The organism is Amycolatopsis sp. lyj-90, from assembly GCF_046549035.1.
Classification (GTDB): Bacteria; Actinomycetota; Actinomycetes; order Mycobacteriales; family Pseudonocardiaceae; genus Amycolatopsis.
The window spans coordinates 266,129-292,295 of sequence record NZ_JAJPWP010000011.1 but is presented as its reverse complement, the minus strand read 5'-3'; the positions used below and the strand labels follow the sequence as shown (position 1 = coordinate 292,295).

The 26,167-nt window shown below is 63.0% G+C and carries 4 protein-coding genes (1 of these 4 only partly in view); all 4 read left to right on the top strand.

Annotated features, from left to right (window positions below):
• Positions 1-11 precede the first annotated feature (11 nt).
• Positions 12-2,447, top strand: a complete 2,436-nt coding sequence (locus tag ACLJPX_RS35630) for a hypothetical protein (protein ID WP_410604747.1) — start codon at positions 12-14, stop codon at positions 2,445-2,447.
• Between the two features lie 91 nt (positions 2,448-2,538).
• Positions 2,539-3,816: a type VII secretion-associated serine protease mycosin gene (gene mycP, locus ACLJPX_RS35625; protein WP_410604746.1), complete on the top strand. Its 1,278-nt coding sequence runs from the start codon at positions 2,539-2,541 to the stop codon at positions 3,814-3,816.
• 225 nt (positions 3,817-4,041) lie between these two features.
• Positions 4,042-4,392 carry a hypothetical protein gene (locus tag ACLJPX_RS35620; protein ID WP_410604745.1) on the top strand — a complete coding sequence of 117 codons (351 nt, stop codon included), beginning with the start codon at positions 4,042-4,044 and terminating at the stop codon, positions 4,390-4,392.
• Between the two features lie 2,700 nt (positions 4,393-7,092).
• A protein-coding gene (locus tag ACLJPX_RS35615; protein ID WP_410604744.1) for a hypothetical protein crosses the window boundary here: on the top strand, positions 7,093-26,167 show its 5' portion. Its footprint extends 17,714 nt past the window's final position; the window shows 19,075 of its 36,789 coding nt (coding positions 1-19,075); the start codon lies at positions 7,093-7,095; its stop codon lies beyond the right edge, outside the window.

Here is a 26,167-nt window from a genome sequence, read left to right as displayed (position 1 = left end):
CGGGAGGCAGGATGACCAGCTCCGCACCCCAGTCCGCCGGCGACTTCGTCGCCGAACGACGGGGGCCGCACCTCCTGATCAAGCGATCCGGGGAGGCGGAGTCGTTCGCCTGGCCGCCGCCGGTCCCGGGAGAGCTCTTCGTGGCGGTGTCCGCGGGAGCGGCAAGGGAGTCGTCGCTGGCCACGTTGCTGCCGGCGTTGCTGCACCGGAACATCGTCGGGAGAGCAGACGTCCAGGCGGTGCGGGTCGCGTTGGCGGGCCTGGGAGCCGACGTTTTCGTCTCGCAGGCGCTTGCGGACGCGCTGGACGTCGGGATCTTCGCTCCGTCAGGGGACTTCAGCGCACGCCCTGGAGCCGCGCTGTACGCGAGTGGTGGCTGGCGGCGTTTTCGCCCCGGCGCTCCGTCGAGCCCTGGCGGACATCGGCATCCTGCACCGGGCTGGGAGGCGTTACTCCCCGTTGCGCCGATCGCCGTGGACGGTGTGGTGATCGAGCCGATACCGGCCGGTATCTCGGTGCGCGACGTCCACGCCCGGCCGGTCGTGCCTGGTGATCTCGCATTCTCGGTCCAGGTTGATCCCGACGTGGCGAAAGTCGTCGTGAGTGCCGATGGCCAGGTTCCGGATCCCTCCGTCGTGGCCGCATTGATGCCGCGTGTCCCGCTGCAACTGGTCGTGCCTCCTTCTCAAGCCCGTACGCACGCCTGGCTGCGCGAAATGGCGCGGGTGCTCGCCCGGGACATCGGTGTGGTGACCGCTCCGTTCGCCGGGAGCTTCCCGCCGTTCGCGACGCTGCTTCGGCAGTGCGCGGACGGTTCCCAGCAAGTGGTCGAATCGGTGTCGCCACCCCGGGGCTGGCAGCGTCGGGATCGCGCCGGGTACCGCATGGGCAATGTCCTGGCGGATGTGGTGCCGTCCGGACTGGCGCTGCGTACCGGGCCTTCCGATCCCGCTTCGGCCGAGTCGCCATTCGACCCGGATGGATGGACGCTGCACCTGGGGACGCCGGGCGAACCGCTCGGCGCGGAGCTGCTCACCGCGGCCGAGGCCGTGCTGGAGGAACTCACCCCGGATCTCCGGGGAACGGCCCGGCTGCGGCTGGCCGGGAAGCTCGACGACCGATCGCGTGAACTGTTGAGCACCACGCCCACGGTCCGCCCTGACACCGGAGCCGTGTCCTCAGATCGGGGTATGCCGGCGATAACGCCGGTCGGCAGGCCACCGGCGATGGTGACGCCGCCGGTGGCGCTGGTCTCGGGGCCTCCGGTGCCGACGGTTTCGAGTGCGCCGGAACCCTCCTCGATGAAGAGGGACGTGGCACGTCCGTTGGACGACGTCGCTCGATCAATGCCGTCGGCCGCAACACCACCGACGGGAATGGCAGCCGGGCCCGGCCGAGCCGTCGATGTGCCGGAAACCGCCGGAAGGCCGTCCGAGGGGCCAGCGGATGGCGGCGGCGAACCGACGACGACACACCAATCCCGGGAGACCTTGCCTCCGCCGCCGGCAGCTGATCCGGCCGGGATCCCGCGCCCTGCCGATGCGGCCCCCGGCGCCACCCAGCCGCCCCGTCTCGAGCTCCCCTCCGCCGGGACCTCGCCCGTACGGACGCTGAAGGTCACCGACCGGCCGAGCACGGCCGCGGAGCAGAGCCGGTTCACCGCCGCGGCCGGAGAGGCTTACGGCGAAGCTCTCGCGACGGTCAACGCGGCGCTCGCGACCTGGCCCTCGATGCGCCAGCAGGAGGCTGAAGCCAAAGCGGACTACGTGGCCGTCTGTCTTTACCTGGGCAGTGGCCGGGGCAGCTCTTCCGAGCTGGATGCCGCCGTACGGGATGGTCACGACGGCGGGCTCGACGGGCAGGTTCCCTGCCTCGTTTCGGGGCTGCGGCGGTTGCCGATCCATCGGCGGGCCGTGCTTCGGCAAGGCAAGGCCGACCATACGCTCGAAGGTACGGCGGAGCCCGGAGCGCTCCTGACCGAGCCGGGTTTCCTCGTCGGGAGTACGGACCTCGACGTGACCGTGCCGGGTGCCGAACTCGACGTCCTCATCTGGCCGGCCTCTGCCCGGCGTACGGCGGAGTTGCGGATCGGGCAGCCTGTCAGCGAAGTGGTGTTCTTCGCCGGCGCGCGTTTCAAGGCCTTGGCCGTGCGACCTGCCGAACCGGCCGACGAGCAAGAGGAAGACGGTCCGATCGTGCCGAGGACGGCGGCACTGTTCCGCGAACTCGCGCCGGGCGAACAGCCTTCCCCGTCCGGCGAGCTCGACGAACTGGACCTCAACGCCCTGGCCAAGCTCGACCAGGCTCTCGAACGGCGGCGCCGCGGCGCTCTACGAGTCGTCGACGAGCCCGGTGCGGTGAACCGGATGACGACCACCCTGGTCGAGTGGCGCGCGCAGGCGTCGTCTCCAGTCGCGGTGGAACGCTCCGCCACATTGGCCTCGTGAGCGGCTCGAGAAGGGACGTTCGATGAGGTGGGAACGATCGTCACGGCGCCGGGCGGTGACACGCTGCCTGGTGGTCGTCGCTGTTCCATGGATGACCTTGCTTCCGCACCAGGCGGCAGCCCAGCAGGCGCCGGCACCGCTCCCCGCCGATCAGAAGGGCTGCCTCTCCCCGCCGGTCGGCTCGGAGAACGGGGTGCCGTGGGCGCAGCAGCGGCTCGCGCTGGATCGTCTCCGGTCCCTCACCAGGGGAGCGGGTGTGATCATCGGTGTCGTCGATACCGGTGTCGACGCGAAGACGCCCCAGCTGTCCGGCCGGGTGCTGCGTGGGCTGGACGTCGCCGCTCCGGCAGCGTTGCCCAGCGCCGAGCCTGCCGCCAAAACCGGTGCCCGGACCGCTGACGACGACTGTTTCGGCCACGGCACGTTCGTGGCCGGGATCATCGGCGCGAGCGTGCGAACGGACACCGGGTTCAGCGGAATCGCGCCGGAGGCCAAGATCCTGCCGATCCGGTGCGCCATCGTCACCCAGGACGGTTCTCCGCCGATCTTGACCGCCGTCCAGATGGCGGACGGCATTCGGGCCGCGGTCGACGGTGGCGCCCGGGTGATCAACATTTCGGCCAGTACCTCCGCCCCCGACCCCGAGCTCGCGAAAGCGGTCCGCTATGCCGCGGAACGTGACGTTGTTGTCGTGGCTTCCGCGGCGAACAGCGCACAGCAGGGCGACCCGGCGACCTACCCGGCCTCCTTGCCATCGGTGATCGCGGTGGGCGCCATCGATATCACGGGCAAGAAGGCGGATTTCTCCCAGACCGGGGACTTCCTGTCCCTGGTCGCGCCCGGCGTCGGCGTGACCAGCGTCGGCCCTCGCGGCGCTGGTCACTGGCTCGGCAGCGGCACCAGCTATGCGGCGCCGTTCGTGACGGGTGTCGCCGCCCTGGTGCGGGCTTACCATCCGAATCTCAGTGCGGAGCAGGTCAAACGGCGCCTCGAACTGACCGCTGATCACCCGGCGGCCACGTTGCCCGACCCCGGGTTCGGCTGGGGCACCGTGAACGCGGTGGCGGCTGTCACGGCAGTCCTGCCTGAAGAGTCGGGCGCGGTGGGGTCGGTTGTCTCGGCTGAGCCGGCACCTCTGCCATCAGCGAAGGAGGCTGCTGGAAACGGGGACGTCGTCGCGCTGGTCGCGGCGATCTCCGTACCGGTCCTCGGCGCGCTGGCGTTGCTGGTGGCCGGCTTGCTGCGAGGTGCGCGCACTCGGCGCTGGACGCCTGCCAGGGTGATCGAGTTTGCCGGTGCGCCGGGGCAGAAAGTTTCGATGAACGGTCGTCTCCAAGACGAATCACTGGGAATGGAAAGGAGGCTCTGAAAGTCTGGAGACGTTTCACGGCGAAGGTGCGTGGCAGGGGTATGCCTTCGGAAGGCACGTTCGTCGGGAATTCCGGGGTTGGGGTAGGTCGGCGGCAGTTTGCCCGCTTTCCGTGGTGTTTCGGTGGTCGAGGTGCACAGGGAGCTGGTGGTCGATGTAGCGGCCGTCGGCTCTGACGTAGTCGGTCAGTGATCCCCGAGGATCCTGCAACGGAAAGGTGGAGTAATGGCAGACAAATTCAAGCTGGACCCTTCGGGTGTTCAGGACATGCTCAACAAGCTGAAGTCGGATAACGAGGACTTCGTCGCTGCGGTCAAAAAACTTGGCGCCACCTTGGACAGGTATGAAGGGTGCTGGGGCGACGACAAGGCGGGCAAGAAGTTCGCGGAGGGCTATGTGGGCAACGCCAATAGTACGCGGGAAGCCCAGAAAAACGCGGGCGAGAGTGTAGAAGATACGGTCGACGGCGTCGGGTCCGCAGTCGAAGAATTCAAAGACCTTGATGAGAGCAATGCGAAACTGTTCGACGTCGACTTGGCCGATTGGATGCGGGAGCAGAAGGAAGAGGCGGAGTAGTTAAGAGGTCCCTCGAGTTCGTCGTCTGAAGGGAGGTGGGTGGTGTCGGGTGATGGGCCGGTAGAGCCGCCTGCTGACCTGCAGAACTTCCTGAAGGTCATTCTGGGAATGGAGTGGCCGGAGGGCAATGTGCGCAGTATGCGGGCGATGTCCCAGGCGTGGCTGGACGTCAAAGCGCAGACTGCTGACTTCGCGGCGGACGTGCGGTCGCGCGCCCAGGAATTCGATAGTTCCATGGACGGCGACTACGCCGGTGAAATGGGGAATTGGCTGTCCGGCACGGCAGCGTATCTGGAAGAGCTCGAGACCGCTTCCGAGCAGTTCGGGGCTATGCTCCGGAACTCCGCGGCGGATGTGGAGAAGGCTCAAATTCTAGCCATTGTGGCGGCGGCGCTGGCGCTGTCGACGATTCTCGCCTTGCTGGCGTCCTTTTTCTTCGCGTATATGGCGCCCGCGGTACAGGCCGCGGCGCAGTTGACGGTACGCATGATCGCTCAGCAACTGATCAGCAAACTCGCCTCATACTCGCTTCAGAAGCTCAGCTGGGAAGCGATGAAGAAGACGCTGCAGCGTGTGGTGTTCGACGTCGGGGTCTCCGCCGCAGTCGGTGCCAGTGTGATGACGGCGGCGGATTCTCTAACCCAGGTTGGGCAGAAACTGAACCATAAGCGCGACAAGATCGACGGCGAGGCCATTTGGAAGGCCGCCGCGGGTGGCGCGATCGGTGGTGCGGCTTCGGGAGTGATGACCAGTGGGGCGCGGTTCATTCTGCACGGCGTGAAATCGACGGCCGCTCAGCTGGGCAAGAAGATCCCTCGCGGCATGGCGGTCTTGGGACAACTCGGCTATGCGGGTGGCCAGATGCTCTCAGTGTTGTGGAGTAATCCGCTGGCGCATAGGGCAGTAAACGACAAAGAGTCGGAGTGGTGGGGCGGCTTCCTGGGGGCGGCGTCGGGTTACGGTCATCCCAGCCCGCCGGACCGTGCAGGCGGGGCGGGCGGGAAGACCGATGTGTCATTCCCAGGGAGCTCGGAGAAGCCGGCCCCGCCTTCTAGGCCGCCTTCCTACAACGAGAAGCCCGATCAGCCCCCTGCTTACGACGACGAAAAGAAGGGCCAATCGGGGAGCGGAGAGAGCAAGAGGATCACGGCCTTTTCCGAGATGCCGTGGAAACTGCGCAGGGAAGTCACGGAACGCCCGCCCCTGGTCATCCCGAGCCAGCAAATGGAGACCACCGGGGTGCAGAGTCCAGCGTCGCAGACGGCGAATGGGCAGTCCGCTGCGAACGGGACCGCGGGTGGGCAGGGCGCCACGGGCCAGACCGCTGGCACGCAGGTGCCGGTCCGGGAGACTGCAGGTGAGCAAGCACCAGCCGGAGCTGCTGATACACGGAGCCCGACCGGTCGGGAGACGCCCGGTGAGCAGCCCTCCATGGTCCATCGACCGGTCGCCAGCGGGGGGACCGCGCTGGGACAGTTGTTCACTCCGGCGGATGTTCAGCAGCCAACGTCCACGGTTCACCCGGGGATGGGCGGCGTTGCCCCGAATTCCTCCGCCCAACCGTCCGTGCAGGCTGGTGCCGACGGTCGTCAGGGCGGGGGGACCGGTGGACAGACGCCGGAGCAGGCGGCACGGCCGGTCACCAGTTCTTCTGGGCAACCTTCCGCACACTCGGCTGGCCCGAGCCAGCCGACCGTGACCGAGAACGGACGCTCGACTCCGGTCACTGCCACATCGGGTGGCCCGCCTGTGTCTGGTGCTGGGGGCGGAGAGGGACGACCGGTCACCTCGACGACGGGCGGCCCGCCGCAATCGGCGGCGAATCCCATGAATTCGGCCCAGCCGAGCGGATCGGAGAACGGGCGATCTCCGGCGGCCGGCGCTCAGCCGCCGGTGGGTGAGGGTGGACGAGCGATCGCCAGTACGGCTCAACCGTCTGGGGCGACGGAGAACGCGCGCCCCGCGGCGGCCGGGCCCGCTGCCCAGAACGGGGGCTTGGTTCAGCCGGGCGCCACCGAGACGGGACGACCTCAGACCGCCGGCGGTCAGCCGCCGGCGGGTCAAAGCGGTGGAGCGCACCAGGCCGGTGGAGTTCTGCCGGGTGCGAAAGAGGGCGCGGGATCCGGGCAACCCGCACCGGGCAGTGGTGGTGGTCTTGAGGTTGGTGGGGGTAAGTCCGGTGGGAACGAAGGCGTGCGGGCCGGGCAGCCTGGAGCGGGTAGCGGGGCGGGTGTGGGGAACCGGCCGACGGCTGACAGTTCCGGTGGATCGAGCACTCAGCAGTTCCTGCGCGGCGAGGGTTCTCCCGCGGCGCCCGGAACCAGCGGTCGCGACGTGGGCGGGGCTCAGCCCGCGCGGGCCGAAGCGGGCCGACCCGCTGACTCGCCCGCAGCACCGCCGCCGAAGGGCGGAGGAGACCGGCCGCCGGTTACCTCAACGCCCATACCAACGGCCTCCAAACCGAGCGGTGATGGTGCGCGTCTCGATCCCGATGGGCCTTCTGGCAGCCGACCGCAGCAGGAGCCGGCTCACAGCGTGGATGGACGGGCTACGGACAAGGCCGGTGGCCCACAGAGCAAGCCCGGCGACAGCCCCCGGCCATCCGACCGGCAAGCACCGGTCGAGCAGCCTGCCGTGCGCCCAGCCGGTCCCGAACGACGTGACTCCGCAACCGATGACCGAAACCAGGGCCCGGCGCCAGTGGCGGCCCAGCTCGCCTTGAGCTGGCTGGACGCTCAACCGACGCAGGACAGCCGCCTGGCGGTGTCGAAAGTGGAACCGGTGGCTTCCTCGGAGTGGAACGCGATACGCGACTCGGTTGCGCCGATCCGATTCCGCGGGGAACGACTCGGTCCGGGCGGACTGATCCAAACCCGATTCGACTTGCGGCGGGCAGAGGTGACGCCAGGCCGATGGGTGCGCGAGCTGTCGGTCCCGGTGGATCTCGTGTCCGGGACAGGCCGGGTCAGCCCGAAGGCACGCCGGGAATGGGTACAGGACCTGCAGAAGACCCTGAACGAGCGGATCAACGGGCGATACACGTTCCCCAATGGCGACCAGCTGCATCTGGTGATCGATGCCAGGACTTCCAACAGGACGGCACAACCGGGCTGGGAACGGGATGGCTCCCGGTCGGTGCCGGTCGAGGTGGTCACGAGGCGAGGACGAACTGGGCAGCTGAGTTGGCGGCTGGGCGACACGGATGCTGCGATCGGACGGCTGTTGCAGTTCACCGGTGCCGAACGGGCCGGGCCGGAAGGCCGGTTGGGTGACACGGATATCGCGGAGATCGAGCGGGCGATCCGAGATACCCCCGCTGAGGCGCAGTCTCTGCGGCCGCAAGGAGAGCCGAAGCTTCCGGCGGTTGTCGCGGGCCCGTCGGCCGAGGCGCCGCGGCTGACAGCGCTGGGGACCTCGTGGGCGCGGGGGACAGATGGATGGTACGTGTCAGAGGGGCCCGGAGCGCTCCTCCGCGACAAAGGCAAGCCGACGACAGTGCCGCAGGGGACTCGGGCGGTGTTCGACGCAAGTGGCGAGCCTCGGCACATCGTGCTTGACAGCGGGATCAGTTTCGAACGAGGCCTGACCGGTGACTGGTCGCCGCCCCGCTCGAAGGCCGGCGAGGTCAGGGCGAAGAAGATGACCTTTGGGAAGCAGCTGAAGCGAGCGGACGGTTCGCTGCTGGTGAATTTGCCGCGAGAGAGTGAGAAGGTATTCGACCGCAACGGTGGAAAGAAGCGGCGGGTCGCGTACCGGCAGTTGAAGGACGAGCACGGCAAATGGCTGCCGCAACCTCGCGTGTTCGTGCCTGAAAAACGCGGTGGCTGGGTGGAGCACGCAACGGACGCGATGACGTACGAGGCCTGGCTGGCGGGTGCCAACAAAGCGCACGACGCGGCATTGACGTTGTGGGATGTCGCGGCGCGTTCGGATTCGACGATCCCAGCGGATCAGCGGCTGACAACCATGAGTGACGCGAACCTGAAGGAACTGTATACGCGAGGGCAGCCAGGGGACGCGTTCGCCGTGGCGTTCGAGCTGATCCGGCGAAAAGAAGGGATCGCGCTGCGGTGGACGCAGGTATCGGCGGTGCACTCGTTCGGTAAGGGCCGCGTGGTCAACATGGCGGCGGGTGAGGGAAAGTCTTGGTTGTTCTTCGCGCATGCGGCTGTATATGCGGCGCGCCCTGATGTGGACGCTGTGCAGGTGACGACGACCCGGGGGACTATGGCGGACCGGGAGATGGTGCACTATCAAGGGCTGCTGCAGAAGGTACTGGGCGTGGATGTGCATCGGCTGAATCCGGACAATCCACCACCGGCGCTGCGGAAGGGCAGGCCGATGGTGATCATAGTCACGCAGGAGGAAGTTGGGTTCACGTACCTGCGGTACGGGATGCTACCGGGGCAGGAGAAGAAGGACGACCCGGTGATACTCGCGGTGAGTATCGACGAGATCGACGAGGCACTCGTGTATTCGAACTCGCAGTACATCCTGAGCGAGGGGGTGCAGGCGCCGGCATCGCCAGAGGTCCTCAGCCAGCTCAGCTGGGCACATGACCTGGTACGCGACGCGACGGGCAGTGGCTGGCTGGAAGAGGCGGACTTCGGCCGCCAGCCGGGACAGGAGGGCGGAGAGGCGCGCCTCACTGAGCCGGGACAGGAGAAGATTGAACTCTTGATGGGCCGGCCGCTGTCCCAGGAGGAGGTCACGCGGGTGAACATGGCCGCCGCCGCGAAATGGGAATACAAGGAGGACGTGCACTACGTCGTGGACGAGGGCAAGATCTACATCATCGACCCGACCACGCACAACGTGATGTTCAACCCGGAAACCAGCTCCGAAAGTCGTTGGAATGGGGGTCTGGCGCAGGCCATTGAGTTCATGCTCGGCCTGCAGGTTCGCAGCGATTCAGCCAGTAGTAAGAGCGTCACCGCGCATGAACTGCTCGCCATGAAGGAGTATGCCCACAAGACCGGGGCATCGGGGACGGCGAACGGGCACGGAGCGAAGTTCGCCGAAAAGGGCATGTCGCCGCTGGTGGAGGACATACCTCGCTACTACGAGTCGCGGCTCAATGAGTCCGCCGATGTGGTGGCGGCCACCCGGGAAGCGAAGCACGCCAAGATCGCCCAGGATGTGCAGGCCATGTATGCGCCCGGCGGGACAGGACAGCCGCAGTTGATCCTGGCCATTTCCAATGACGAGGTTCGCAAGATCTCGGACGAGCTCAAGAAATTGAGAGTGCCGCATAATGCGATCGATGCGAAGTGGCAGGTACAGCAAGGCAAAAACTTCGAGCAGAATTTCGGGCAAATGGTCAAAGAGGCGGGAGAGCTGTTCCAGGTCACGGTGGTTAACATGCAGGGTGCGCGCGCGGCTGACTTCGTACCTACTGCCGAGGCCAAGAGCGTCGGGGGACTGGTCGTGCGGGTCACCGGGCACTCCGATATATCGCATGACATCGACGTGCAGGCGATAAACCGGGGAGGCCGCAGCGGCGACGAGGGTACCGCTATCATCTATTCGTCGCCGAACGACCCGATCTACCGGCTTTCCAAGAATCCGGACGTGCAGCTGGCACGCATCAAGTACACCCATGCGGCGGAGACTGGGGACGTCAAGGCGCTGGCTGCGGCGGAACAGGATCTACGTGATCTCGTCAAGCCATTGCAGCCCAACTCCGGGCATCCAACCATCGACACCACGACCGCTCGGTCCAACGCTCCTCCTGTCGGCCCCGCTCCGGACACTCTGATGCCCAGTGGCCCGGATCTGGGCCGGCCACCCGACCAACCAGCGCCGGCAGAGCAGGACGCCGCGCGCCTAGTCGGACCTGAACGGAACGGCGACTCCTCGGCCGACGATCGGCACCAAGACGCGGCTCCAGGTACCTATCAGCACGCGCGCGCCTACACGCTCAACGCCGCCGAACGCATCTTCACGGACAGCCTTGCCAGCTGGCGGGCGGCGAACCTGGGTGGAGTGCTGTCCGAGGAGGATGCCCAGCAGATCCGCGACGAGTTCGTCGGCGATCTCGAGACGGCGTTCGTCGACCAGTTCGGCGCGAGGCACGCTCAGTTCCGTCTCGTCGAGGGCATTCGCGAGGCCGCGGCCTGGGACGCATGGCAGGCATGGCTGAACCAGCCTGTCGACGCCGTGGAAGACCTGGACGACAAGTTCACCCGCGCCGCGACGGCAACCCCCTTCGGCGAAGACCGACCCGCGGCGTCGAGCGGTCACAAGGATCGAGCCCCGGCGGCCGATTCCACGCGTGAGGGCCTCGGCGCTCCGCCGGCTGCGCATCAGGCGCCGATCGGTTTGGACGTTACGTACAAGGACGCCATCGGCTCCGCCGGTAAAGCCCTGGCGCACGATTTCGCGGCCGCCGTGAGCCAATGGCGTGCTGAGTATCCGCACGGGGTGTTGCCGGAGCGGGATCTCGCGCAGGTACGCGAGGAATTCTCGTCTGATCGTATGGCTGCTTTTGATGATCTGTTCGAGGTCCTGCGTAGCGGGACATTGCCGGGGCGAGAGATCAAGCAGGCGTGGAATTCCTGGGTGCAGGAAAATAATGCGCTTGTCCCTCGGTTGAAGCACGAGTTCACACGTATCGCGTCGCAGGAAGGTTCGAGCGCTGACACGACGGTGTCGTCTTCGCAGGCGCCGGCTGATGAGGGTGAGTGGACAGGGGAGTTGGGGTGGCCGCATTTGCCGCGGGAGTTGACGCGGTTGGAGTCGGATGGGTCTGAGGTGGATGAGCGTGGTGTGGGTACGGGGGCCCTTCCGGTTGTGGCTAAGGAGTTGCTGCCGGATGCGGTGGTGGAGGAGTGGGCGGCGGCTCGTGCGGAGCTCGCTGAGTCGAAGGTGGCCGCGCCAGATGTGGAGAAGTTGGAGAGGGAGGCGGTCCGGTGGTTGTCGGAGGTAGTTCAGCCTAAGCCGTTCAATGCTCCGCTCAAGCCGGACGAGCGGGCTGAGGTGAGTCGTGATCGTGTGCTCAAGACCATTGTCACGGCTGAGCGGCTTAAAGATCACGTCAAGGGTGAGGACCGGGGAGAGTCCAGGAGAAGGATCAAAGAGGTTGCCAGGCGTTTGGGCGAGGCGACTGGCGCGCGGCCGCGGAGGTCGGGGGCTCTGGGCGGCGCGCCGGGGGGCCCTGCTAGGTCGAACTCGGGGCTGCTCGGTGGGGCTGGAGCGTCGCAAACGGCAGGCACGTGGCAAAGCGAACCGTCACAAGCTGGGCCAGTCACAGGAGACATCTCAACGACTGATGATCCGGTCACGTTGTTGCGGGGGTGGCGGAAGAAGAAGGGGGGCGTCGGGGCGCAGACGTGGGTGGACCTGCTTCGTGACCTGCGGCCGCCGGGCTATGAGGTGCCGGAGGAGGGGCAAAAGCTGACAAAATCTGGAAATACATGGGATCTGTACAGGTCCTGGGTGTTTGACCTAGTCCGGGAAAAGCCTATTAAAGAGCACGCCTTAGCGAACCTGACGGGCCGGAGGGCGATCACCCGCAAAGACGCAGCTGTACTGCTGAGAGAGTTCAAGCAAGCGGGATCTGTGGTTCCCGGTGAGTCGTCGCTCTGGTCGGCACCTCTAGCAAGACGCCCGGGCCTCAAAAAGGTGTCTCCGGATGACCTGAAGACATTTGGCGAGACTGCGGCACCTGAGATTCTGCGGGAGGAAGAGAAGAGGACGAACCAGAATAGCTCCACCCAGCCCGCGGATTGGCGTCTCACCTTGCGATTGACGGCAAAAGATTTCCGTGAGTACTCAAAAAAGTCGAGACAAAAAACTGTCTCCATGGATCCGTTTGAGGACAACAAGGCCTTTATGGATCTGGAGGCGGCATCTGAGTTGTTGATGAATGAATTAAAGGGTAGTGGAGTCGCTGGGGGTGCAGTAAAGGTAAGTCAGATCGTGCGTCTGGAAGACGTGAGCAACCAGGAACTGGAGTTCACGCAGGTAGCAGATGAGGGCGGGCTGCCACTATCTCATTATGCGGAGTTACCCGTCCTTAATGTGGAGTATGCGGGGCAGGTGAGCAAATTGCCGCTGGCCCATGCCGAGCGGGTCGTTGCATGGGTGAAGCGGCGGGGTGTGCGGGAGGTTTCCGGGCGGCGGTGGACGATGCTGCCAATCGAATTCACGCTCCCAGCTATGGAATCTGATCCCTATGAAGTCCGCGAGAGGCAAGAGAAGGAGTTGCGTGAACTGGCCAAGCAGGGAATCGAGCAAGCTTTCCAGTCATTAAACAGGCCTGTGCCGGGTGACTTTACCTATCTTGTGGAAGTTGCCGAAGAGGGAGACCTGCAGAATTCCGACTGGCCGGTGAAGGTTGCGCTTAAGGATCAAGCTGACGAACCGACGGTTGAGGATGGCTATCCTGGTTACGAGGTGACGCAGATCTGGTCTTCCCCCCTTGTCTTCTCCAGCGATCTGTTGCGGATTCCTAAGAGGGATCAGAAACTGTTCAGGGCGTTCAGGTCGCTGATGCCGTTGATTCTTGAACGGTACGCTAAAGGCAGCCGTATTCTTGATTTGCGTGCAATATACTATCGTGGTCACAGCGAGGGTAAATCCTTCAATGCTCGACTGGTGTCGAACGATGTGCTCAGGATATTCAATCTTGCGTTGGAGGTGGCGCAAAAAGGCGTCGAAAACAAGGCGACTGCGGCGGACCTGGGATACAGCTTTCCCGTCAGTGACAAAAGGATAGATGTGGCAATAGTTAAGAACTTTCCGGTGGGGCGGGGGCTCTCTGTGGAGGTGTATCCTGATCCGAGTTATGCGCCTGGCCACCACTATTATCGTGAGCCGGTCCTGGAGTTCGCCAATTTATCCGCGTTGGTGGATGTGGCGGTGTGGGAAGTGGATCGGATGCTGGAAAACGCGGTGGCGAGGGCAGCCGATAAAGCGGGCGCCGAACAGTATGAGTCAGTTGCAATGGAGACGATCCTTGCGCTGGTTCAGCCAAGCCTGGGAGAGGCCCCCGAAAAAGTTGAGGCGCGGAAGAAGAATCTGAAGAAATTCTTAGATCAGCGAGTGGATGAGGCTATACGAAAGTATTCAGTTGGCGGGGTCCAGATCGTTCGGCCTGCCGTGAGGGTCGAGATAGGGGCCGCGAGGCAGGCCGCCACCGCGACGATCGCGGTGGGTGGCACCTCTGATTCGCAGAGGGAAATACTGCATGACTCGCCCTCCGGGGCGGGCGCGGGTCCGAGGATGATGGAAATCGACGCAGCGGGAGGCGTGGAGCGTGCCGGAACTCCTGTTCTTCAGAGCGATGCGGAGAGGAAGCTTGAACAGTGGCGGCCATGGTTGCCAGGGGCAAAAAAGACGTGGTGGGAGGAAGCGAACGCGCTGTATGACGAGGGCGCCCTGCCGTCAAGCTACGGCAAGCCGGGATTGGGCAGACAACGTTCGAAGTCATTCGGTGAGCTGTTCCGGAAATGGGCGATGGGGATCTACGCAGAGCATTTGGCGGGCACAAGAGTTTTCGCGCCTGTGGATGTCATACGGCTGGCCGGCGCACCTGTCTACTCAAGGTCCGGGATAGAGCGCATCTTGGAGTCGGAGTCGGTTGTCGACGTCACGGACGGCGTTGCGAGTCCTGAGGACCTGGAAAAGTTGCTGGGGTGGCGGCCGTTGGCGACGGGAGGTTCCGAGAGCTTTCTGGCTGAGCTGGCCTCATGGCGGCAGCAGAGAAAACACCCCGACGCTTACCAGATTCCCAAGGAATCCGAGGAAGTGGTGGGGTACACGAAGGCGTTGCTCCATGAGTGGTTGCGGCGTCTTATGGGTACGGAGGACGGGAGCGGTCAGCAACTCACTGCGAAACTAGCCGCGAGCTGGTCGGGCTACTCAGCGTGGAATGCCACTCGTGTAGAGACTATCTGGTTTCAACAGAAGGACGAGCTGGCGAGGGCGAAACATGCCGACGTGCCCGTAGGTAATCCCAGTGACGACAATGCGAATTTTGCAACGGCCGATGAATCCGTTGTTAATCCCGGAGGTATGAATCTATTCGCTGCGATGGTTGATCGTTCCGCACAAGGCCTGTCTGGCGATATTCGGAATGATTCCTTGCCTTCGTCGCTGGGTGACCTTTTTCGAGTCGGTCTCGACGGGGAAAGTGCACCTACTCTCACTGAGGGTGAGGGCGCCTTCGTGGAGATACCTGCACGCGAGGCGGTAACGCTCGGTGTTAATGATCTGTCTCCTGTCCTTGAGGATGTTAGTGAGCAGCCTGATTTGCTCGAGGATGGTTCGGAGACCGGCTCCAAGAGGCCTGCGCCCGCGGATCTGCACGGCAGGGGCTGGAAGAGAAGCAGGCGTATGTCTGGGGTTGATGTGGATACTCAGGCAGAGGTGTTGGCTGATGGTGAGGGGGCGGAAGGTCGTCCTGAGATTCCTTGGGATTATGGCTATGGGGAGTTTGAGAAGGATCTTCCGGGTGTGCCGTTGGGTGGCGAGCCTGCAGGCCCGTCAAGGAGCGCAAACACACAGGAAGCTCCCGGCTCGCTGATCCAACGTGAATATTCTGGCGAGAAGATAAAGCAACTTTGGTCTCGCTCTGTTCCGCGTGGTCATAAGTGGGAGATTTCCACTACTGATCGGGATCTGCGTAAAGAGCACTTAGCGCCATTGATGCGGGATATTCTTGACCGGCACGCCATGGGGCGCCCTCTAATCGATCTTCGTCTTGTGCAGTACCGCATCTCCTACGCGAACAACAAGTTTGACATTAACCAAGCTTCAGCGGATATGCGAGAAGATTTCGACTCTTTGCTGAAGGCTGAGCAGCAAGATGTCGAAGAAGGAAAGATGGTGACATCGGCAAAGTTGGGGTATACGTTTCCGGTAATGGTAAGGACGGTAGAGCTCGCCGAAACGGCGAGTAGCCGAGACTTCCGGCCGGTCAGAGGCTTCTCGTTGGAAAGGTATCCTGATCTGATATCCGTGCCTGACTATCGGGAAGTTGGCAGTCGGGACCTGGAGTACGCCAATATTGACGAAATGACGGACATGGCGAGCTGGGAAACAGATCAGGTATTGAATGGGCTGGTGTCGGCGGCCGCCGCGAAGGCAACACCGGAACAGTCGTTCGTGGTGGAGTCGGTCCATGTGCTGATTGAACCGCATAGTAGCGAAAAGCGAGCGGTGATCGAGAGGCGAAAAGCCGCTGCGGAGGCATTCATCCGCAGGCGAGTGGGCAAGGCCATGCGGAAACATGGCAATACGCTGACCCTTTGGCCGAATTTTGACGTGTCTACAGGTGGTCAGCATTCGGGCGAATCCCGAGCCAAGATCTGGGTGGGAGAGGCCGCCGAGCCGATAAACGAAGCTCTGGAGCCGGATACGGTCGCTGATGGGTCGTCAGTTGAACGTGCCGGGCCTGCGCAGACGATCCTCCAGAATCCTGCGCTGACGAGGCTGGAGGGATGGCGGCGTGGAGCGCCTGGGGCAGAAAAAACATGGTGGCTGGAAGCGAATGTGGTGCGCGGTGAAGGACAAGTGCCGGCCTACTATGGCGAACTAATGTCGGATGGCAAACTTTCGTATTACTTCTTCAAGTCGTTTAAAAAGTGGGCGATGGGTATGTTCGCGGAGAACATAAACGGCATCCCAGCATTCAAGACCGCGGAGGTTAAAGAGCTTGGTGGCGTGCCGGGGACAAAAACTAGAACAATGACAAGATGGGCGGAAAAGTCGCAGGCGGCTGCCACGGTCAGTTACGGTGGCCTGAGGCGTGAAGTTGTGGAAGAGGTTCTGCAATGGCGACCGCGGCACTGGAACTCGCGGGCGGAAGGCGGCGTAAAATTTCTGGGTTACCTGGAATCGTTGCAGCAGCAGGGGACAATACCCGCTACCTATCAGATTCCAGGGAAATCCGAGACCGCGATAGGTCATGTGAGGGTGCTGCTCGACGAGTGGTTGCGGACGGTTCAAGGCGGCACAAAAGACGAGATGGGACGTTCTGCCGCTGCAATTGATGTCTCGTTCTGGTCAGGCTACGACAAGTTTGACAACAAAACTGTATGGCGCAAATGGGATGAATGGGCCACGAAACCAATGGCAAGCAGGAGTTCGGAGAGGTCTCTATCGCCGGGTGGTGTGGGTGGCGAGGGGGTGCCTGCCTTTGCTCTTAGTAGGGCTGGCTCTCCTGTTGTGCCTGAGGCGGTGGGGTTTGGGGCGATGCTGGCTGCTGCTGCTGCGCGAACGGGTGGGGTCGATGAGTTTTTTGCGGTTCTTCATGATTCTGTTGGGTCGCCTGGTTTGGCGGGGGGTGGTAAGCGGCCTGCGAGTCCGGTTGTGTCGGATGGTGGTCAGGGGACGAAGCGGCTGCGTCGTGAGAGTGATGTGTCTGGTTCGGATGTGTCGGTAGTGGGGAGTGTTGGTGGGCGGGCTTCGTCAGTTCGTTCTGAGGCGTCTTGGGATCGTGAGTTCAGGACGTTTGAGAATGATGTGCCAAGTTTGCCGGGTGCGGATGATTCTTTTGTGGGTTTCGTGGAGGATGGTTCTGCTGTGTTGGGTCGGGATGTGTTCGCGCGGAATTTTGGTGCGTTGAATGAGTTTGCGTTGTTGTCGGGTGGTACGGCTGATGATGTTTTCAATTTCTTGCCGGACGAGCGGAGTCCTGTGGAGGCTCCGGGTCGTTCGGTCGATGTGGGTGACGTCGGCTTTCCGCATTTGCCGCAGATGTTGACAGGGTTGGCGCCGGATGGGACTGAGGTGAATGCGGATGGTGGGGGTACTGGGAAGCTTCCGGCTGGGACTATCAAATTTGTTGATGGCTGGGTGAAGGCGGAATGGGAGAAGGCTCGAGTGGGGCTGAGTAGCTCGAAGTTGAAGGAGGATCTGGTGTGGGGGTTGAGCAAGGATGCGGGGGTGTGGTTGTCCGAGGTGGTTCAGACTCAGACGTTGCATGGTCGTCCTGATGATGAGAAGCGCGCTTTGGTGAGTCGTGATCATGTGCTTCGGACGATCGTTTCGTGGATGCGGGTCCAGCATCATCTACGCGGTATGGATCAGGCCGAGTCCAAGGACGAGATCCAGGCTTACGCTCGGGTTCTGCGTGAGGCGGTGGGGGCTTCGCCTCGTCGTACTTGGGGGGCAGTGGGTGCTCGCGAGCCGGAGCCAGCTGGGCAGGCAGGCCCGTCGGGAACGCAGGCAGGCCCATCGCGACCGGAGCGCCAACAGGATGTTGCTGGTTCGCTGGGCGGAGTCGGCTATTCAGGCGGTAAGATTACGCAGCTTTGGTCCACTTTGATTTCCGGCAAGGTGCAGCAGCCGGAGATCCCTGGCGATGATCGGGAGCGGCGTAAAGAGAGCCTCAGGCCGCTGATATCGAATATCCTAGAACGGCACGAGAAGCGACGGCCGCTCCTGGATCTGCGACTTGTGCAATATCGCAATAATCAGGAAACCCCAGGGTTTGATAATGACCAGGCTTCAAAGGATATGCGAGACGACCTCGATCTACTGCTGAAAGAGATGCAGTCGGATGTCGATGAAGTGCAGAGGGTGACATCGGCAAGTCTCGGATACAAGTTCCCGATAGACGAAAAATTGACCGCAAAAGTAATGGGTAGGGACTTCACGATTAAGCGAGGGCTCTCGCTGGAGACGTATCCTGAACAGGATGCCCTTAATTATCGTGATGAGGTATTGGAGTTCGCGAATAGGCTCGATTTGACAGACCTCGCGATGTGGAAACTGGATCGAATTCTGGAGGCCGCGGTATCGAGTGCTGCCGACAAGGTGGAGTCGGGCAAGTCTTCTACGGTGGAGCAAATCCGTCTTGTAATTATTGCGTCCCTGGCGGAAAAAGAACCGCAGAAAGAGATCAGGCGAGTCGCTCTGGAAAAGCTTGCGAAGTGGCGGCTGGGAAATGCTATGCGGAAATACGGCAGTGCGCAGACAAACTGGCCTTCAGTTCAGGTGGAGTTAGGGAGTTCGGCGCGAGGTGCAGCGGCGGCGAGGATTTTTGTGGGAGACGAGGCTTATTCGGCGTTCGGAATCCGAAAGAAGGCCATCACTGCAGGCGGGCCACCGAGGGAGACTGTAACAGCTGCGAATTCAGATCCCCAGAATCCTGCTGTCGCGCGGCTTGAGGGCTGGAGGCCCTGGTTGCCGGGGGTGGAGGAAACATGGTGGCTGGAACTGTCTGCGCTGCTAACTCAGGGCATGTTGCCGCCAACATACTACGTGGTTGCTGATTTGCTGTCTGCATCGGTTTCTCGGTCGTTCAAGAAATGGGCGAAGGGGATGTTCGCGGAGAATATGGCGGGTATCCCGGTCTACGAAGCTGCGGATGTTGAGAGGTATGCCGGCGCGAGCCTCAACAGTCGGTTCACACTATTGAATTGGGCGAAAAAGGCTCGGTCGACTGGCGGTTACGGCGGTGCGAGTCCTGAGATCGTGGAACGGCTGCTGGTGTTCCGGCCGGAGAATGAGTCTCAAACCCTTCTTGGGGTGATGCGATTGTTAAGGCATGACGGACGACTGCCGGCTTCCTATCAGATTCCAGAGGACTCCGAGGAAGCGGTGGGATACACGGCGAAACTTCTCAACGAGTGGCTGCGAAAAGTCGGCGTCGAAAAATATGCCAAGAATGCGTCGATTTCCACCGCTGATCTTGTGAAATGGTCAGGATACGTCGGTTTTACTGTGGAATTCGTGCGGGACCGTTGGAAGAGAGTGAGGCAAGAATTGCTTAAAGCGAAGCGTTCGGAAGTATTGTCCTCTTTGCCGGATGCCGTTATTGAGGGCGTATCGGGTGGGCGCGATCCAGTCTTTAGTTTGAACGATGATGGTCTTCCAATGTCTCGTGAGGTTGGTGTGTCCCCGGAGAGTCCTGGGGAAGTCGGGGGCGGGTTTGTATTTTCTTCTGATGAGGGTGGTTCTCCTGTTCTGTCTGTGAGTAGGGGGGGCGGTAAGCGGCCTGTGAGTCCTGCGAGTATGGCTGGTTCGGGTGGCAGCGGGAGGAAGCGGCTGCGTCGTGAGAGTGATGTGTCTGGTTCATATGTGTCGGTGGTGGGGGGTGTTGGTGGACCGGTTTCGGAAGTTGGTTCTGAGGTGCCTGGGGCTCGTGAGTTCGAGGCGATTGAGAATGATTTTTCGGGTTTAATGGGTGCGGATGATTCTTTTGTTGGTTTTGCTGTGGATGGTTCTCCTGTGCCGGGTGGCGATGGGTTCATGGCGCAGTTTGAGCGTATGGGTGAGTTGGCTTTGAGGCCTGGGGCGACGGTTGATGATTTCGTCGGTTCGGTGGGTGGTGAAGGGATGGGGGCTGGTTCATATGTGTCGGTGGTGGGGGGTGTTGGTGGACCGGTTTCGGAAGTTGGTTCTGAGGTGCCTGGGGCTCGTGAGTTCGAGGCGATTGAGAATGATTTTTCGGGTTTAATGGGTGCGGATGATTCTTTTGTTGGTTTTGCTGCGAATGGTTCTCCTGTGCCGGGTGGCGATGGGTTCATGGCGCAGTTTGAGCGTATGGGTGAGTTGGCTTCGAGGCCTGGGGCCACGGTTGATGATTTCCTGGAAGAATTTGTGTTACCGGATAAGGGCTGGGAGAAGACTGGGCTGGCCGATGACGGGGCTGTGGCGGGTGAGGGTGGTGAGAGTACAGGGGTCCTTCCGGAGGTGGCTCAGGAGCGGTTGAAGGACGTGGAGAAGGAGTGGGGGGATGCTCGTAAAGTGCTTGGCCGTTCGAAGCTGAAGACGAGTGAGGTGGAAGTGCTGGAGGACGAGGCGAAGGCGTGGTTGTTGGAGGTGGTTCAGCCCAGGCCGTTTATTGTTCCGCTTAGAGCTGACGAAGTGTCTCGGGAAAGTCTTAGTCGTGTGTTGAAGACAATTGTTACGGCGAGGCTGGTGGAGCATCGCAGAGAGAACAAAAGTGCGGTTGATTCCGAGAAAGATATCAAGGGGCTCGTTAGACGGTTGCAGGACGTGATCCGTGCGCCGCAGCGGGTTCCGGGGTCGGCAACGGGTAGGGGGCGAGGAGGCAAATCCACCGAACCGAGGCTGGCGTCGGCCGGGTCGGCAGGGCCATCGCGGGCTAGCGGCGCACGAGGAGCCACAGACGAAGCTGATAACCCTCCGGTTGTGCGTAAGGCTGGCGTCGATGAGCGGGGAGCACCGGTTCTGCGGGTGCCGGATCCAAGTGACTCTCGGCGGCAAGGTGATGCAAGAGGCGGCGCCGTGGCGGAAGTCTCCGCGAGAGGTTCGGACAGCGTCCGCGACGAAGAACCGGTCGCTACGGACGAGTCCAGTGATTCAACGGATGGCGAGCCGGAATCGCTGCCATTCATGCACGAATCGACACTGGTCGACGGAGGCCCTCAACGCCCGGCGAACGAGAAGGGTCCGGTGAAGTTCACCGGGGCCATTCCCGACGACCTACGCCGAAGCAAGGCGAAGGGAGGTGTCACGCAACTCACGAAGACCGAGGGCATCGACCAAGTCGTCGAGGCGCTCAAAGCGAACTCGACGCGGACGCCGGACGAGACTGAGATCGAGACCGTCGTTCACGAACTCGGGTCGAATATGCCGTCGTTCGTCGGGCCTGGCCGAGTGCTCGAAATCGGTGGCGAGCGGTTCTTGATCGAGGCGGAGTATCACTGGCCTGGCGCGACCGTCGCGGGTGAGACTGAGAAGGACCTAGCGGCGACAAAAGCGACCGCGGACAGCGCCCAGGCGAAGACGTCGGTCAAGCTGACGCCGAAGGCCGACTTCGTCTTCTTCCTTCCGGGCGTTCCGGGAGCGTTCATGACCGGCTTGGTCAGCATTTGGACCGCTATCGCCACCGCTTGGTCACACAGCCAGTCACAGGGCGGGGGCGTAGAGGTCGGCGTGTCGTTGCCGAAGGGCAGTGACTCCGGTGCTGAGGGCTACCAGGGCATGACCGCGGTCAACGTACCGATGTCGCTGAGGTTCTCCCGCTTGGACAAGCACGGCAATCCCACTGGCCCGACGAGCATCTTCGGCGCCGGCCGTCGCGTCACCGAGAAGATCCGAGCGACGTTGGCGGTGCCGATCGGCTTGGAACAGAACGGACAGGAGGTAGCCGTCCCGTCGAAACTGCCACCGTCGTTCCCCTTATCCGGCGCTTTGAGGTCCACGGTGATGGGCCGTGTACTCGGAAAGCTTGTTCCCCTGAAGCGAGATGTTCCGCGCAAGCTCTTCGAGCAGGTTCACGCCCAGCTCGGAGAGCTCGAGGTCGAATCCCAGGATGAGCTCCGGAAGTTCCTTGATCCGCAGACCATCATCTCCTTGTTGCCGAGGATGGCGGTCTCGGCGGAGGAAGCCGACGAGCCGGGGAACCCCAGCGCCGCGCAGAAGTGGTTCACCTCGCCGTCACTGCAGCTTCGACGCAATTGGTTCAAACGCACCTTCTCGCCTCGTTCGCAGAAGGTCCAGATCCAGGCGGTGGCACGCAAGGTTGCTTATCACCAGACGCTCGAAGGCGCCCAGTTCGAAGTCAAGGAAGTCGAATCCGGTTCGAAGAGCGCGTCGAGTACCACGGGGCGGAATATCACCACCTTCCTGGCCGGTGGGCCGGGATACGACGTCGGCGTACTGACAGCCGGAGGCGGTCCTGTGCTCGGAGCCGGTGGCGGAAGAAACAGGAGAGCCGCCCACGAGCAGGAACAGAGCCGTTCCGTCGAGAAGAAATACGACGGCGGCGTCGTCGTATATCGCACCGTGTACGACCTCAAGGTCCGTCCCCTCGGCCGACCGGCGATCAATTTCGCTGAAGCATTCGAAGCACCGGAACTGGCTGAGCTTGAGGATGCTCTGACTGCGGGCCTGGTTCCGGACGCCGGCACGAACAAGGCCGTCACGGCAGATGGTGTCTCGGAGGAATCTCCCTCCGAGACACCATCTGCCGTGACGGCCGCGGGTGAGCTTCAGCTTCACGAGGTGAGTGGGCGCCTCAGCGCGATCCTGAAGGCATCGGCGAAGTCGATCCCGGGGCACAGCCGGTGGGCGTGGCGGGACGCAAGGCTCATCACCACCTCTGACGACCCCGTCCTGAAGGACGGTTTGAACGCCAAACGGGGACTGCAGTTGGATCGTTCCGAAGCGATCGATGCAGCGATGCTCAAGGAGAGCATCGCTCGCAAACTGGATGAGCTGATCCTGGGCAACCCGTTGGCGGTCGAACTCGAACCCGAACAGGGCAGGGCGCACGAGTATCACACCGGATTCAAGATCGAGCCAAAACTCAAAGGAAAGCTCACGCTGCTGGGGCCTGCCAAGGGCGGCATCGAGAGGGCTGACCTGAGCGATGCCGAGAGCCGGAACTTCTCGGTCAGCCGGGACTGGAATGTGACCGGGGGAGCGCGAGGTCGGGTCTATTCGAGGATGGCCGGTGAGGTCGTCATGGCCACTCCTCAGGTCAAGGTCGGATACTCGCGCTCCGGTATGGCAAGTGTGGAGAGTGGCATCGAAACGGTCACCGGTGGTGCTGTCGCGGAAGCACCGGATGAAGCGGGCAAGAGCAATCCCCTGCGCCTGAACCGGTATGCCGCGACCGTCGAGTTGGAAGTGAAGGGTGGTTCCTGGTCACGGTTGACCGATATGGTCCGGAAGCTCACCGTCGGGAAGCCCGGCCTACACATTCCTGATCATCCCGACCTGCCGATCGTCGACCCGTTCGCGAAAGCGGACGGGCGCGAGGCGGGCAAGCTCACCGTCGATGTGGTCGTGGAGCTGACCGAGCACGAAGCGAAAGCCTTGGAGAAGGCAGACGAGCAGATCCCGGTGGTGTTGCCGTCACGCCCGATCTATCGCAATCCCCACTTGCAGACGAAGGTGTCGCGGATTCTCGATGGTGTGTCACCACAGTGGGTCCGGGGCCTGGACCAAGTAAGGGACCTCGTGCGGGACTCGCTGAAGGCGGCTTCGGGCGGCGACCGGGCCTTGGCCTTCGAGGACGGTGAGAACTCGCAGCTCATCGACCTGGCGATCTCGTCGGCGGCGGTGCGCAGCGATCCGCGGCTGCTCACCCGCCTGACCCGTATCGACGGGCTCCGGTGGCTGCGCCGGAAGAAGATTCTGACCGGGAACGTGGCGCTGAGTTACCGCTTGCACGAACCCGTAGTGCTCGCGCGGCGTGAACGTAAGCCCGAGGTCACCGTGAAGGGTACGAAGACGACCTCCTCGGAGAAGACGAGAACCTGGACCTTCGGGTTCCAGGTCGAGCCGGCCTTCTTCCCTGTTTCCGATGCCTCTGGGGATGGCTCCGGAGCCCGCGTGGCCGGCGTCGGCCCCACGCTGTTGGAGCTCAATTTCTGGACCTTGAGCTTCCGCAAGGCATTCGGGCGCGCCCTGCGAGTGAAGACGACACAGACGCTGGAGCGTGGGCCACGGACCGAGCATCTGATCTGGGCCGACCTCGAGGCGACCGCGGTGGCTGAGACGACCAGCCGCAACCCGTGGGACTTCTGGCACGTGCGCCGCCGGCGTCCGGCGACGAGCGATACCAGACGACGGAATATTCCGCGTGCCGTCCTGGCCTGGGTGACAGAGGAACAGTTGCACGCGATCCGGACCGAGCAGGCCGCGGAGGAGGCGCGACGCGCGGGAGCCGAACGGCCCTCAGACCCGGTACGCCCGGAACCTGCCGGGAGTATCGTCCTTCCGCCTTCCACGCTCGGCGACGGGGACTGGGCGGACAGCGTGATCGATCCCATCGACCTTTCCGGGCGGCTCGACGAACTCTATGGCGCACTGGAGGGAAAGCTCCCCGCCGAGGAGATCGAACTGCTGCGGAACAACGCCTCCGCGGATACCGGACACGACAACCAGCGGGCGATGGTCGAATTCCTGTCGAACCTGCAGGTTGCGTTGCCCGACCTCGCGAATGGCGGCGGTCGCGCACTCTTGCGGATGGAACAGGGGCGAAGTTCGGGAACCACTCATGAGCTCGTCGTCGAGGCGAAACTCGTGAGCGCGTCACCGGCACGGGTGATCCACGGCAAGCTGACCAAGACGTCAGCGGTGCGGAAGACGACGACATCGTCCAGCGGTGACACCCGGAGCGTCGCCGAGATCATGGTGTTGCCGTCCGCGGGGCCGCTTTTCCAGTCGGACTCAGAGATCGCCAAGGCGGAAAACGACCCCGGAAAACACGGTGCGCCATTCTGGGCCTTCGGTTATGGATTCGGGCACATCAGTGACTGGCTGAACCGGATCAGGAATCGTACGAGGGCCCGCACCGTTGACTTGGTGCAATCCGAAACGGTCAGTGGAGCGCTGGCCGAGCGCGATCTGGAAATCGCCTTCGACATCCGTTTCGAGCGCAACGGCCGACGAGTGGCAGGACTTGCCGACGTACGCACCGTACGTGGTCAGACCCCTATCGAAGATCGGGGAAGTGCCGATGGCGACCTGCGGCCCGGCACGGTGATGGAACGCGCGAGCGACGAAGCCACCGGCGAGAGCATCGATCGATGGCGGAACAGTCCTGGTACGGAACAACTGCCCTCCGATCCCGCCCACTTCCGAGCTGTCGAGTTCAAGGGCGATACCAAGCACCTGATCGCCGGGGCCGAGTCGCTCCTGCGGAACGGAACCGGGCGATCGGTGGATGCACTGACCAGCGCGATGCTGAATTCACAGCTGACTCCCCGCGCCCTGGGTGCCCTGGCCTCGGACCAAGCAGGTGTCGAACTGGTCTTGCCGCCTTGGATGAAGGGCAAGCTGACCCTGTATCCGAAGCTGGACGGGCCGGGAGGGCTCGAGAGCGCCAGCGGCCGGATTGTTCTGGGGGGAAGCACTGAGTCTTCGCGCGACTCGGAGACCAAAACCAGCGTCGAGAACGCGCAGGCGGTCCTGAGCGCGCCGATGGCGTGGGCTGGCGCCCCCCAAGCTCCCGGACACACCACCTATGAGGACGGCCGCCGGTCGTTCGGCGCGGTCTCCGACTTCGTCTTCGCCCTCATGGAGCATGGGGCCTCGGGAAGTGGTCACGAACACGACACCGCGTCTCATTCCGGCGGCGCGGAGCTACCGACGTCGACGAACGCCGCCAAACCAGACCCGTTCACCAGTACCTGGTCCTATCCCACGAAGTTCCTGTTGGTTTTCGATCCACGCGATTCAGGCAAGACCAGAGCGCTCGAGGTCGATTTCGACAAGGGCTTCGTGATCCGGCGCACCGACCAGAAACATCGGCTGCCTGAGGAGCTGGTCCGAAGGGTCGAAGAGCTCGCGCGGCGTATCAAGGAATGGTCTGCCGCAATAGACAAGGCAGGGAGGGTTCCTACCGCCGGCGCCACCGCAGCTGAGCAACGGGCCGCCGCGAAGGTCTTGAAGGCATACATCGGCTACGAAAAAGCCCTGAACGCCGCACGAACTGATCCTTGGCTTCGGGGGGGACGGCCTGCCGCCCGTATCGAGCTTCCCGCAGGAGCCGCCCGCGTGCCTGTCGAGGGGCGGAACGAGCTGTTCCAGATCGCTCGGAGGCTCCTCGACGAGCGTGCGCAGGGGCGTACCCCCGGAGTTCGCTACCGCGTTCTCGGTGATCCTGAAGAAGCTGTGCGCAAGTTCCTCGCGGTGGTCATGCCGGACTTCGACTCGGTCGTTCACCTGGCACAACCCTCGGTTCCCGACGGAGCGCGACGTCTCGGGCGCGAAGAGCTCGGTTTGGCCCAAGCGCCGCAAATCGTCGCACGGGACGGGAATCCGGTCATCGAGGTTTGGATCGACGACGAGATTTCGGTACCCGAGCCTGTGTCGGTGAACACGGGCTGGAATGGGCGTGGTC